Raw genomic sequence first — 12,557 nt, 5'->3', positions numbered from 1 at the left:
GTAGCATGGAGGCTTTGCTTACCCGCTGTGAGAGGTCATTCGTGTCGTTTCCGAGTACCAGGGCCGCATCTGGCGGTGCCTCCGAAAACCCCGGCGGGCGGAAACCGACGTTCCGCCCGGAGGTCCAGGGGCTCCGGGCGCTCGCCGTCCTCATGGTGGTGACCTACCACGTGTGGCTGGGACGGGTGTCCGGCGGCGTGGACGTCTTCCTGCTGATCTCGGCCTTCCTGCTGACCCTCTCCTTCGTGCGGAAGGTCGAAGCCGGGCAGTCTTTCAACCTGTTGCCGCACTGGCTGCACCTCTTTAAGCGGCTGCTGCCCGCCGCCGTCGTGGTTCTCCTGGGTGTCCTCGCCGGCACCTGGCTGATTCTGCCGCAGAGCCGCTGGCCGGATATCCTGGACCAGGCCTGGGCTTCACTGCTGTACCGGCAGAACTGGTTGCTGGCTGATACCGCGGTGGACTACTACGCGCAGGACCACTCCGGCGCCAGCCCGCTGCAGCATTTTTGGTCCCTGTCCATCCAGGGACAGGTGTTCATCCTGTGGCCGCTCATCTTCGCAGGTGCCGCCCTCGTGTGGCGGCTCCTGCAGGGCCGCCGCCGTCTTCTTTTCTCCGGCATTTTCCCCGGGAGGGACGTCAGCTACCGGTTCGTCCTGCTCGTCGCCTTCGCTGGCATCTTCATCGCCTCCCTCCTCTTCTCAATCGAGCAGACGGCCACCAACCAGGCCTACGCCTACTTTGACACCAGGACCCGGCTGTGGGAGTTCGCGCTCGGTTCGCTGCTGGCCCTGAGTGTGCCATACCTGCGGCCAGGCAAGGCCCTCCGAATCGTGCTGGGCTGGGCAGGGCTTGCCGCCATGGTGTCCTGCGGCCTGGTGCTGACGGTTGACCGGTCCTTCCCCGGCTACATCGCACTCTGGCCGACCCTCGCTTCCGCCGCCATCATCGTTGCCGGCCAGAGCGGGAGCAGATTCGGCGTGGACAGGCTGCTGAGCTGGAGGCCGCTGGTGGCGCTCGGGGACAATTCCTACGCCCTCTACCTGTGGCACTGGCCGGTACTGGTCCTGGCCCTGGCTGGCGCCGGCATCGCGTCACCGAGCATCGGCCAGGGCCTGGGCGTTGTCGGGCTGTCGATCGTCCTGGCGGTCCTCACCACGCGTTTTGTCGAAAAGCCGCTGCGCGAATGGCACTGGCCGAAGCTGCGGACCCGGCGCACCGCCGTGGTGGTTGCCGCGTGCTGTGCGGTCCTGGCCGGCCCCGTCGCGCTCTGGCAGACAAGCATCACGGCTGAAGAAGCTGCGGCAGCTGCACAGCCGCGGGAGCTGACTCCGGGCGCTGCGGCGCTGGCGCCGGAAAACGCGGGCAAACCCACTCCGGCCGCACGGATCATCCCTGCGCCGGCCGCCATGAAGAAGGAATGGGCAGACATCGACGGACTGTGTACTGACGCAAATGTCCCTTCGGATCCCTTGCTGTCCGGCTGCCTGCAGAACACCAGGCCGGAGAACGTAACCAAGCGCATCGTGGTGCTGGGCGACTCGCACGCGCAGCAGTACATGGCCGCCCTGGGCCCGGTCGCCAAACGGCACGGCTGGGAAGTGGTGACGCTGCTCAAGGGCAACTGCCGCTTCGGCGCGGAATCGCCCGAGCGGGATCAGGACTGCAACGCGTTCAACCGCGCCAGTGCGGACTACGTCATGGAGCACCGGCCCGACGCCGTGTTCACCGTGGCGTCGCTGACACACGCAGAAGCACCGTTTGAAACCGAAGTTCCCGGCTACCTGGACGGCATCCGCCAGTTCACCGACGCCGGGATGGACGTGGTGGGGGTGCGGGACAACCCGCGGTTCAGCATCAACATGCCTGAATGCGTCCAGAAGAACGGTGCGGACGCGCCGGAATGCAACGCGCCGCTGAACGAGTCGCTGGCAGAGTCCTCGCCGCTGGACAGCTACCGCGGCGGGGCAGACCGGCTCCACCTCATGGACCTGAGCGACTTCATCTGCGCCGATGGCACCTGCCCGGCCGTGGTGGGCAACGTGTACGTGTACAAGGACGACAACCACCTCACCAAGACCTATGTGCAGAGCATGATCCCGATGTTTGAACAGCGGCTCCTGGCTGCCACTGGCTGGACCTGATGCCGGCCGCGGGTGCCGTTGCTCACATTGCGGCCGCGGAATAGGGGGATCGGCGCCGAGGTTCTAATATTTATTCAACACTTTCTGCACGGACCAGTCCCGTAATGACGGGCTGGTCATCAGTTGCAACCCCTACCCGTGAACGAATACCCAAGGTAAGAGGCGCACTCATGACCCAGCCCGAGCACGATCCCTTCGGCTTCATTGGCCTGACCTACGACGACGTCCTGCTCCTGCCGGGGCATACGGACGTCATCCCGTCCGACGCCGACACCTCCTCGCGGATCTCGAAGCGGATTACCGTGGAGACTCCGCTGCTGTCGGCCGCCATGGACACCGTGACAGAATCACGGATGGCCATCGCGATGGCCCGGCAGGGTGGTCTGGGCGTGGTGCACCGCAACCTGTCCATCGCCGACCAGGCCGACCAGGTGGACCGCGTCAAGCGCAGCGAATCCGGCATGATCACCAACCCGCTGACCATCCGTCCTGAGGCAACGCTGCAGGAACTCGACGAGCTCTGCGCCCAGTACCGCGTCTCAGGGCTTCCGGTGGTCGACGATGGCAACCGCCTCCTGGGGATCGTCACCAACCGCGACACCCGCTTTGTGCCGGAGTCCGACTTCCCGCTGCGGCTCGTCAGCGACGTCATGACCAAGATGCCCCTGGTCACCGGCCACGTGGGCATCAGCAGGGAGGAAGCCTCCCATAAGCTGGCCACCAACAAGATCGAAAAGCTTCCGCTCGTGGATGAGCAGGGCCGGCTCAAGGGCCTCATCACCACCAAGGACTTCACCAAGGCCGAGCAGTACCCGCTGGCCACGAAGGATGAAGAGGGCCGCCTCCGGGTGGGCGCCGCCATCGGCTTCTTCGGGGACGGCTGGGAGCGCGCCATGGCACTCGTGGACGCCGGCGTCGACGCCCTGTTCGTTGATACCGCCAACGGCCACTCCCAGGGTGTGCTGGACATGATCCGCCGCCTGAAGTCGGACCCTGTCGCCGCGCACGTGGACATCATCGGCGGCCAGGCCGCCACCCGTGAAGGCGCTCAGGCCCTGATCGACGCCGGCGCCGACGGCATCAAGGTGGGCGTGGGGCCGGGCTCCATCTGCACCACCCGGGTAGTGGCCGGCGTGGGCGTTCCCCAGATCACCGCAATCTACGAATCAGCCAAGGCAGCGATCCCTGCCGGAGTCCCGCTCATCGCCGACGGCGGCCTGCAGTACTCGGGCGACATCGGCAAGGCGCTGGTCGCCGGGGCCGACACCGTGATGCTCGGCTCGCTGCTGGCCGGCTGCGACGAGTCCCCGGGTGAACTGATCTTCGTCAACGGCAAGCAGTTCAAGAGCTACCGCGGCATGGGTTCGCTGGGGGCCATGCAGTCCCGCGGCAAGAACACCTCGTACTCGAAGGACCGCTACTTCCAGGCGGACGTGTCCGGTGACGACAAGCTGATCCCGGAAGGCATCGAAGGCCGCGTTGCCTACCGCGGCCCGCTGGCCTCGGTGGCGTACCAGCTGGTGGGCGGGCTGCGCCAGACCATGTTCTACGTCGGTTCCCCCACCATTCCCGAGCTGAAGGCCCGCGGCAAGTTCGTCCGCATCACTCCGGCCGGGCTCAAGGAGTCCCACCCCCACGATATCCAGATGACGGTGGAGGCGCCGAACTACGGTTCGCGCTAAGTGGCTGTGCCGCGCCCCGGACTAGGCTGAATCCATGTCCGAAGCGCGGCACCCCTCAGGGCTTAACCCCAGGCCGGATTCCAAACGGAAGCTGGCGGTCCGGCCGTACGCGCGTGCCGTAGCCCAGATTTTGCGGGTCAGCTTCCGGGCGTCTCCGGCCGCGGTGGTGATGAAGGTTGTTGGTTCCCTGATCTCGGCACTGCTGCCGCTGGTCACCACCTACTTCGCCTCGCTCACCACGACGGCGCTCGCGGCGGCCTACGCCGGCGATGCCGCGGCCGGCCGGCAGGCCATCGTCTACGTCATCATCACTGCCGCCCTGGGACTTTTCTGGGGTGCCTTCAGCAGCGTGGACCGCTACATCCAGCAGCTCATGAGCTTCAAGGTGGGCGCCATCGTTGGCGACCAGATGTATGAACGTTTCTTGGCGCTCGAATTCTGGCGCTACGACGACAAAGAGACTGTTGACCTGTACGACCGCGCCAAGCGCTTCTCCGATTCCTACGCACGGGTCCTGGACCGCATCGCGGCCATCTTCACCCAGCTGGTCTCCGTCATCCTTGCCATCGGCGCCCTGCTGCTGGTCAGCTGGTGGATCGCCGTCATCGTCCTCGTCGCGATCGTGCCCAGTGTGTACCTCCAGTTCAAACTGTCCCGGGAGCAGATCGCCCACTGGAACACGCAGGTTGACTCCCGACGCCAGCGCAGGATGATCGAGACCAACCTCCTCCGGCCGCAGCACATCGCCGAGATGCGCCTCTACGGCATCGTGGGCTATCTGATGGATTTCCGGTCCAGGCTCCGCGACGCGGATGAGCGCCGCCGCCTCGACTTCCAGAAACGCTATATCCCCAAACAGCTTGCAGCCGACGCTCTGCAGTACGGTGCCGAGGTGGTCTCCCTGATCTGGGTGGTGGGACAGATCATTGCCCGCGCCCAGCCGGTGGGGCAGTTCCTGTACGTCCAGCAGATCGTCAGCCGCGCCCTGTCCACCGCCAATAACCTCGTCTCTTCCCTGAGCTCGATCGACGAGGATCTGGCCAACCTCAAGGACTATGAGCTGTTCATGGCCCTGCCAGTGCATTCCCTTCACGCCCCGCCCCTGCTGCAGGCCCCGAAGGCCGTGGAACTCCGGGACATCCGCTTCACGTATACGGGCAGTGACATCGAGGTGATCCGCGGCATCAGCATGACTATCCGCCAGGGGCAGCACATCGCCATTGTGGGTGAGAACGGCGCCGGAAAGTCCACCCTGATCCGTATCCTGGCCGGACTCTACCGGCCGGATTCCGGCCAGGTGATGCTCGACGGCGTGGACCTCGCCGCCGTCGATGTCACCTCCTGGCACCGCCACCTGGCGGTGCTGAGCCAGGAGTTCCTCAAGTACGAGTTCGCCACCGCCGCCGAAAACATCTTCTTCGGAGACGTCGAATCACCCCGGGACGATGAGTTGATCCGCCGCGCCGCCGGAGATGCGGAAGCCCTGGACTTCATCAACAAGCTGCCCAACGGCCTGGACAACCACGTCAGTAACTGGATGGAGGACCCGCGCGGGCGGAAGGGCAGCGGGTTGTCCGGCGGTCAGTGGCAGCGGCTCGCCATGGCCAGGAACTTCTACCGGAATGCATCGTTTATGGTGATGGACGAACCCACCTCGGCCATCGACGCCTTGGCGGAGCACCGGATCTTCACCCGGCTCTTCGCCGACCGCAACAGCACGATCATCGCCATCAGCCACCGGCTCGCGACGATCGAGAAGGCCGACATTGTCTACATGCTGGAGGACGGCCGCATCGTGGAACAGGGCACCCACCGGGAACTGGTGGCCCTCAGGGGGCGGTACTTCAGGATGTTCGAATCCCAGCTCACGGTAGACGAATCCGAGGGCGTCTGAACACTGGGATAACCTAGAGCAGTGACTTACGAGATTGAGATTGGCCGTGGCAAGCGTGGGCGTCGTGCCTACTCCCTGGATGACATTGCAATTGTCCCTAACCGTCGCACCCGCGATCCCAAAGATGTTTCCGTCTCGTGGCAGATCGACGCTTACAAGTTCGACATGCCCGTCATCGCTGCCCCGATGGATTCAGCCATGTCGCCGCAGACCGCCATAGCGCTCGGCCGCCTGGGCGGCCTCGGTGTGCTGGACCTCGAGGGTCTCTGGACCCGCTATGAGGACCCGCAGCCGGTCCTGGACGAGATCGGCGCCCTGGAGGACGAGACCAACAGCCCCGCCGTGACCGGGCGCATGCAGGAGCTCTATCGGGCGCCCATCCAGCCCGAACTCATCACTTCACGCCTCGCGGAGATCCGGGCCGCCGGCGTCACCGTGGCCGGGTCTTTGACCCCGCAACGCACCCAGGAGCACTACAAGACGGTCGTGGCCGCCGGCGTCGATATTTTCGTGATCCGGGGAACCACGGTGTCCGCCGAGCACGTTTCGAAGGACCATGAACCCCTGAACCTCAAGCAGTTCATCTACGAGCTTGACGTCCCCGTCATCGTTGGCGGCGCGGCCGGCTACACGCCGGCACTGCACCTGATGCGGACGGGAGCAGCCGGGGTCCTGGTGGGCTTCGGCGGGGGAGCCACCACCACCACGCGACGCGCCCTGGGCATCCACTCGCCTATGGCTTCCGCCATTTCCGACGTCGCCGCCGCCCGCCGGGACTACATGGACGAGTCCGGCGGACGGTACGTCCATGTCATTGCCGACGGCGGCATGGGCACCTCGGGCGACATTGTGAAGGCAATCGCCATGGGCGCCGACGCCGTGATGCTGGGCAGCGCGCTGGCCCGGGCGGAAGAGGCTCCGGGCAAGGGCTGGCACTGGGGCCAGGAGGCCCACCACCTGGAGCTTCCGCGTGGCGACAGGGCCAACGTCGGCACCGTCGGGGCGCTTGAAGAAGTGCTCTTCGGACCAGGCCATCACACCAACGGAACGTCCAACCTCATCGGTGCGCTCCGCCGTTCGATGGCCACCACTGGTTATTCGGACCTCAAGGAGTTCCAGCGCGTCGACGTCGTGGTGTCGCCCTACGCCGGCAACTGAATACCACCCGGTTCCAGCCTGCCCAACCGTGCGGCAACGAAGTAGTCTGGGTTACTACCGGCACCCGGCAATGGAGGCGTTCGATGAAGAGTGTTCCAAACAACAGTGGGGCCCTTGGCCCTGCGGCCAGGGAAACATCGATTGAACGGCTCAGGGCCACTTCCGAGCCGGGCAGGGAACTGGACATCCTCATTGTTGGGGGTGGCATCGTGGGCACGGGGGCGGCCCTGGACGCTGTCACCCGTGGGCTCAGCGTGGGAATCGTGGAGGCCAACGACTGGGCGGCGGGCACGTCCTCGCGGTCATCCAAGCTGATCCATGGCGGCCTGCGCTACCTCGAAATGCTTGACTTTGCCCTGGTGAAGGAGGCCCTGCACGAGCGGGGCCTGATCCTTTCCGTGCTCGCACCGCACCTCGCCCGGCCGGTGCCGTTCCTGTACCCCCTGACCAGGCCGTTCCTGGAGCGGCCCTATGTTGGCGCGGGGATCGCCCTGTACGACGCGATGTCCATCACCGGCGGCCACAGCCGCGGTGTGCCTTTCCACAAGCACCTGACCCGCCGCGGGACGCTGCGCGCCGCGCCCAGCCTGAAGGACGGGGCATTCGTCGGTTCCATCAGGTACTACGACGGCCAGGTGGATGACGCCAAATACGTGGCCAACCTGGTCCGTACGGCGGCCTACTACGGTGCCCATGCCGTGAACCAGATGTCCGTGGTGGACTTCCTGCGTGAAGGTGAACGTGTGGTGGGCGCCAAGGTGGTCAACCATGAAGACGGCTCGCGGTTCAACGTCCGCGCCAAGCAGGTCATCAATGCCACCGGTGTCTGGACGGATGAGACACAGGCGATGGTGACGGACCGCGGGCAGTTGAAGGTCCGTGCGTCCAAAGGCATCCACCTGGTGGTGCCCCGCGACCGCTTCCAGTCCACGGTGGGGCTGATCTTGCGCACCGAGAAGTCCGTGCTGTTCGTCATCCCGTGGGGGCGGCATTGGATCATCGGTACCACGGACACCGACTGGAATCTGGACAAGGCCCATCCTGCGGCGTCCAGCAAGGACATCGACTACATCCTGGAGCACGTCAACAAGGTGCTGAAGCGCCCGCTGACCCGGGAGGACGTTGAGGGGGTCTACGCCGGCCTCCGCCCCCTGCTGGCCGGAGAGAATGATTCCACCGCCAAGCTGTCGCGTGAACACGTCGTGGCCCACCCCGTGCCAGGACTGGTAGTGGTGGCGGGCGGTAAATGGACCACATACCGGGTCATGGCCAGGGACGCCGTTGACGAAGCAACCAGGACCATGGATGAGCGGGTTCCGCCGAGCTGCACCGAGACCATCCCCCTCATGGGGGCCAATGGCTTCAAAGCAGCCTGGAACCGCCGGAACCGGACAGCCGAGGAATCGGGGGTACACGTGGCCCGCGTGGAGCACCTCCTCAACCGTTACGGCTCCATGCTGCCGGAAGTGCTGGCCCTCATCGGCGAAAACCCCGCCCTGGCCGAGCCGCTGCCCGGTGCCGACGACTACCTGCAGGCCGAGGCCGTGTACGCGGCCACGCACGAGGGCGCCCGGCATGTCCATGACGTCCTGACGCGGAGGACCCGGATTTCCATCGAGGCGTGGGACCGTGGTGTGTCGGCGGTTCCGGTAGTCGCTAAGCTTATGGGTGAAGTCCTTGGCTGGAGTGATGCGCAGCGCGAGAGCGAGATCAAGCACTACGTTGCTCGCGTCGAAGCGGAGCGGCTGAGCCAGCAGCAACCGGACGATGTATCCGCCGACGCCGCCCGCCTGGGCGTGGAGGATATCGTTCCGTTGCGCTGAGGGGCTCAAGGACCAGCTACTTGCCTCACTGAAGGGACACGCCTTGGCGGAACCACTTGACCGGTACGATGCCGAGCTCACCACCCCCGAGATGGTGATCCTGGAGCTGGAGGCATCGGACAAGACTGACGCAGCATCACAGCTGGGGGAGCGCCTTTTTGCAGCCGGGCGGGTCACGGACCTGCCGGGATTCCTGGGGCACGTCAATGCGCGGGAACACCAGCTCGCCACGGGCCTGCCGGGCGGAATCGGCCTCCCGCACGCCCGCAGCGAATTCGTGTCCAGGACCTCCATCGCCGTCGGCATTACCAAGTACGGCCATGCGCTGGATTTCGGCGCTACCGACGGCCCGGCGAACGTCATCCTCCTGATCGCCACACCCGCGAGTTCGTTTTCGGACCACCTGGAAGTCCTGGCCACGCTGGCACGCTCACTGTCGAAGGAGTCCTTCCGGGAGTCCTTGCGGCGGGCCTACGACGCCGAAGTGATTGCCGAGCTCATCAATTCCAGCCTCGTGTTCTTCGACCACTGAAAGAGCATTGCCCTAACCTGGTCCGGCGCAGCGCCTGCCCATTTAGTTTTTCTACAGAGGAACGAAGTACGGTTAAGACGTGTGGAAAACAGCCCTTAAGCCCCGATGGATCGCAGGCCTGATCTTCGCGCTTGCCCTTTCCGGGGTGTTCGTTCTGCTGAGCCAATGGCAGTTCGGGCGGTCCACGCAACCAGAGACTCCCGTCAACCCCGGCACCGAGGACGCAAAGGCGCTTACCGACACGCTCCGGCCGGGCGATTTTTTCCATGGATCGGTGGCGGACCAGATGGTTACCGCTGAAGGATCGTATGATCCGGCCAAGCAGGTCCTGGTCCCCGGGCGGCTGCACGACGGCGAGTCCGGCTACTGGGTGGTTTCGGCCTTCTCCGTCACCGGCGCACCTGTGCTCAGCGGCGCTGCCGCCTCCCCGCAGACCTGGATCCCTGTAGCCCGTGGCTGGGTGGCCGATCCGGCGGAAGCTGCCGCGCCGCCGTCGGGCACCGTTGCACTGACCGGACGGCTGTTACCGTCAGAGGCTCCTGTGCCAGCCACGGACCCGGGGGCCGGACGCGCGACGGCCGTATCCGTCGCGGAACTGATCAACGACTGGGGCGTGAGCAGCTACCCCGGGTTTATCGCCGCGGCGTCCGAGCTCGCAGACGGCCACGACGTTGGCGCGGCGGCAGTCGCCGGTGAACTGAAGCCCCTGAACATCGGTCCGCAGCCGCCGGCCCAGAAGATCAACTGGCTCAACCTCTTCTACTCGCTGGAGTGGGTTGTCTTCGCAGGTTTCGCCATCTTCATCTGGTGGCGCCTCGTCAAGGACGACTACCACCGCGATCTCGAAGACAACCTGGAGTACGCGGCGGGCGACGAGCCAGGCGGCAGTCCCGACGACGGACATCCTGACGATCGCGGAAACAGCACCCCGCAAGTACAGCCTTCTTCCGATCAGAATCAACAAGAGGTACAGCCATGATTGAACCGAAACCGGCCATGCAGGCACAGCCGTCCGACGAAAACGGCCAGGGCGCCGGGCCCAACGGCACAAATCCGGAAAAGGCCCCGGGCAAAGCCGGCAGGAAACGCCGTTTCGGCGGAACCGCGGCCCAGATCCGGTCGGCGCTGAAGTTCTACAAGGTGATGGCATACCTCACCGGCGCCATGCTGTTGCTGCTCTGCGCTGAGCTCGTCGCACGCTACGCTTTCGGCCAGTACCTGTTTGCCGGCGGCACCAATGCCGTCACCGGCCAGCCGTTCGGCCTGGGATTCGCCGCTGCCGAGCCCCAGGGCGTGACCGGCGGACTGAACGTTTCGGTGACCGTGCTGATCGTCCACGGCTGGATGTATGTCGTGTACCTTATGTCCAACTTCCGCCTGTGGTCGTTGATGCGCTGGCAGTTTGCCAAGCTCATCCTGCTGGCCTTGGGGGGCGTCATCCCGTTCCTGTCCTTCATTGTGGAGAAGAAGTTCCATACCGACGTCGAGGCGGAGCTGGCTGCAAACCCGCAGGCACCACAGCGGTACTGACTCCTGCCGGTGTCAGCTGCCCGGGGGAGTTCGATCCGTCACAGCAGGCTCCTCAAGGTGCGGCGGGGCAACGCCGCAAAGTAGGCTTGGAGGGTGACTACTCCCACTGCATCCCAGACTTCCCAGAAGCCGGTGCTGGTTGTTGACTACGGTGCCCAGTACGCGCAGCTGATTGCCCGCCGCGTCCGGGAAGCGAATGTGTATTCGGAAGTGGTTCCGCATACCTTTACGACCGAGCAGCTCCTGGCCAAGAACCCTGCCGCCATTATCCTTTCCGGCGGCCCCTCCAGCGTTTACGCGGACGGTGCGCCAAGTGTCGGAGCCGATCTCTTCGAGGCCGGTGTTCCGGTCTTCGGGATTTGCTACGGTTTCCAGGCCATGGCGAACGCCCTGGGGGGCAAGGTGGACAAGACCGGCCTGCGCGAATACGGCTCAACACAAACCACCATCCTCGGTGAGGGCCGCTCTGTCCTGGCCGGCATGCCGCAGCACCAGAACACCTGGATGAGCCATGGTGACTCTGTCCACGAGGCGCCGGAAGGCTTTGAAGTGCTGGCGACGACAGCCGGCGCTGAAGTCGCCGCGTTCGCCAACGAGGAGCGGTGCCTCTACGGCGTTCAGTGGCACCCGGAGGTGAAGCACTCCGCCTACGGCCAGCAGGTCCTTGAGAACTTCCTGTTCAAGGGCGCCAAGCTGGAACCGAACTGGACCACCGGGAACATCCTCGAGGAGCAGGTTGACCGGATCCGCCAGCAGATCGGCGACGCCAGGGTCATTTGCGGCCTCTCCGGCGGAGTGGACTCCGCTGTTGCAGCGGCGCTCGTCCAGCGCGCCGTGGGCGACCAGCTGACCTGTGTGTTTGTGGACCACGGCTTGTTGCGCGAAGGCGAGGCGGAGCAGGTGGAACGCGACTTTGTTGCCGCCACCGGCGTCAAGCTGTACGTCGCTAACGAGCAGGAACGCTTCCAGGCCGCGCTGGCCGGCGTCAGCGATCCTGAGACTAAGCGCAAGATCATCGGCCGCGAATTTATCCGCGCCTTCGAAGAAGCCGAACTGGCCATCATCGCTGAGGCGGCGGCCCACGGCGAGAAGATCAAGTTCCTTGTCCAGGGCACGCTGTACCCGGACGTGGTCGAGTCCGGCGGCGGCGAAGGCGCGGCGAACATCAAGAGCCACCACAATGTGGGCGGCCTTCCCGAGGACTTGCAGTTCGAACTCGTGGAACCGCTTCGTGCGCTGTTCAAGGACGAAGTCCGGGCCGTCGGCGCCCAGCTCGGCCTGCCGCAGGAAATCGTCGGACGCCAGCCGTTCCCGGGCCCCGGCCTGGGCATAAGGATTGTGGGCGAGGTCACCAAGGAACGCCTTGACTTGCTCCGCAAAGCTGACGCCATCGCCCGAGCGGAGCTAACTGCCGCAGGCCTGGACAACGAGGTCTGGCAGATGCCGGTGGTGCTGCTCGCTGACGTCCGCAGCGTGGGCGTGATGGGTGACGGCCGGACCTATGGGCACCCGATCGTGCTCCGCCCCGTCTCCTCCGAAGATGCCATGACCGCCGACTGGTCACGGCTTCCGTATGATCTCCTGGCCCGGATTTCCAATCGGATCACCAACGAGGTGGACGGCGTGAACCGGGTGGTTCTGGACATCACCAGCAAGCCGCCCGGAACCATCGAATGGGAATAGCAGCCTGAGTGGCCGGTCTCCGGGTCGGAGACCGGCCGCTGCCCTACCTGGTGGAAACCTCCGCAATTTGGCATGATCCAGTGTTGCGGTCTCTCACTGGGGCTTCTTTCCGGC

The 12,557-nt window shown here is 65.2% G+C and carries 9 protein-coding genes; all 9 read left to right on the top strand.

All coding sequences use genetic code 11. The features are described from left to right. Window positions 1–5: 5 nt before the first annotated feature. The 9 genes from J7E83_RS07800 to guaA all read left to right on the top strand — a co-directional run bounded on the left by J7E83_RS07800 (window position 6) and on the right by guaA (window position 12,443). Window positions 6–2,141: an acyltransferase family protein gene (locus J7E83_RS07800; RefSeq protein WP_214960577.1), complete on the top strand. Its 2,136-nt coding sequence runs from the start codon at window positions 6–8 to the stop codon at window positions 2,139–2,141. 170 nt (window positions 2,142–2,311) lie between these two features. Then, window positions 2,312–3,823, top strand: coding sequence for an IMP dehydrogenase (gene guaB / locus J7E83_RS07795; protein WP_214960575.1), 1,512 nt, complete (start codon window positions 2,312–2,314; stop codon window positions 3,821–3,823). A gap of 34 nt (window positions 3,824–3,857) precedes the next feature. Then, complete coding sequence (locus J7E83_RS07790) at window positions 3,858–5,717, top strand: ABC transporter ATP-binding protein (protein WP_214960571.1); 1,860 nt, start codon at window positions 3,858–3,860, stop codon at window positions 5,715–5,717. A gap of 21 nt (window positions 5,718–5,738) precedes the next feature. After that, window positions 5,739–6,875, top strand: coding sequence for a GuaB3 family IMP dehydrogenase-related protein (locus J7E83_RS07785; protein ID WP_214960569.1), 1,137 nt, complete (start codon window positions 5,739–5,741; stop codon window positions 6,873–6,875). An 83-nt stretch (window positions 6,876–6,958) separates the two neighbouring features. Next, window positions 6,959–8,698, top strand: a complete 1,740-nt coding sequence (locus tag J7E83_RS07780) for a glycerol-3-phosphate dehydrogenase/oxidase (RefSeq protein WP_214960567.1) — start codon at window positions 6,959–6,961, stop codon at window positions 8,696–8,698. A gap of 43 nt (window positions 8,699–8,741) precedes the next feature. After that, window positions 8,742–9,230: a PTS sugar transporter subunit IIA gene (locus J7E83_RS07775; protein ID WP_214960565.1), complete on the top strand. Its 489-nt coding sequence runs from the start codon at window positions 8,742–8,744 to the stop codon at window positions 9,228–9,230. A 79-nt stretch (window positions 9,231–9,309) separates the two neighbouring features. Continuing rightward, window positions 9,310–10,209: an SURF1 family protein gene (locus tag J7E83_RS07770; RefSeq protein WP_214960563.1), complete on the top strand. Its 900-nt coding sequence runs from the start codon at window positions 9,310–9,312 to the stop codon at window positions 10,207–10,209. Then, window positions 10,206–10,760 carry a DUF3817 domain-containing protein gene (locus tag J7E83_RS07765; protein WP_214960560.1) on the top strand — a complete coding sequence of 185 codons (555 nt, stop codon included), beginning with the start codon at window positions 10,206–10,208 and terminating at the stop codon, window positions 10,758–10,760. Before J7E83_RS07770 ends, J7E83_RS07765 begins: the two co-directional genes overlap by 4 nt. Before the next feature lie 93 nt (window positions 10,761–10,853). Continuing rightward, window positions 10,854–12,443 carry a glutamine-hydrolyzing GMP synthase gene (guaA, locus tag J7E83_RS07760; RefSeq protein WP_214960558.1) on the top strand — a complete coding sequence of 530 codons (1,590 nt, stop codon included), beginning with the start codon at window positions 10,854–10,856 and terminating at the stop codon, window positions 12,441–12,443. The last annotated feature ends 114 nt before the right edge of the window (window positions 12,444–12,557 follow it).

Source organism: Arthrobacter sp. ISL-48 (assembly GCF_018613805.1).
Lineage (GTDB): Bacteria > Actinomycetota > Actinomycetes > Actinomycetales > Micrococcaceae > Arthrobacter.
Note: the sequence above shows the minus strand (reverse complement) of the source record. Positions and strands in the feature narration are given on the sequence as shown.

Coding starts and splice junctions, on each gene's coding strand:
- J7E83_RS07780 (WP_214960567.1), top strand. CDS start 6,959: ATGAAGAGTGTTCCAAACAACAGTGGGGCCCTTGGCCCTGCGGCCAGG.
- J7E83_RS07790 (WP_214960571.1), top strand. CDS start 3,858: ATGTCCGAAGCGCGGCACCCCTCAGGGCTTAACCCCAGGCCGGATTCC.
- J7E83_RS07800 (WP_214960577.1), top strand. CDS start 6: ATGGAGGCTTTGCTTACCCGCTGTGAGAGGTCATTCGTGTCGTTTCCG.
- J7E83_RS07765 (WP_214960560.1), top strand. CDS start 10,206: ATGATTGAACCGAAACCGGCCATGCAGGCACAGCCGTCCGACGAAAAC.
- guaB (WP_214960575.1), top strand. CDS start 2,312: ATGACCCAGCCCGAGCACGATCCCTTCGGCTTCATTGGCCTGACCTAC.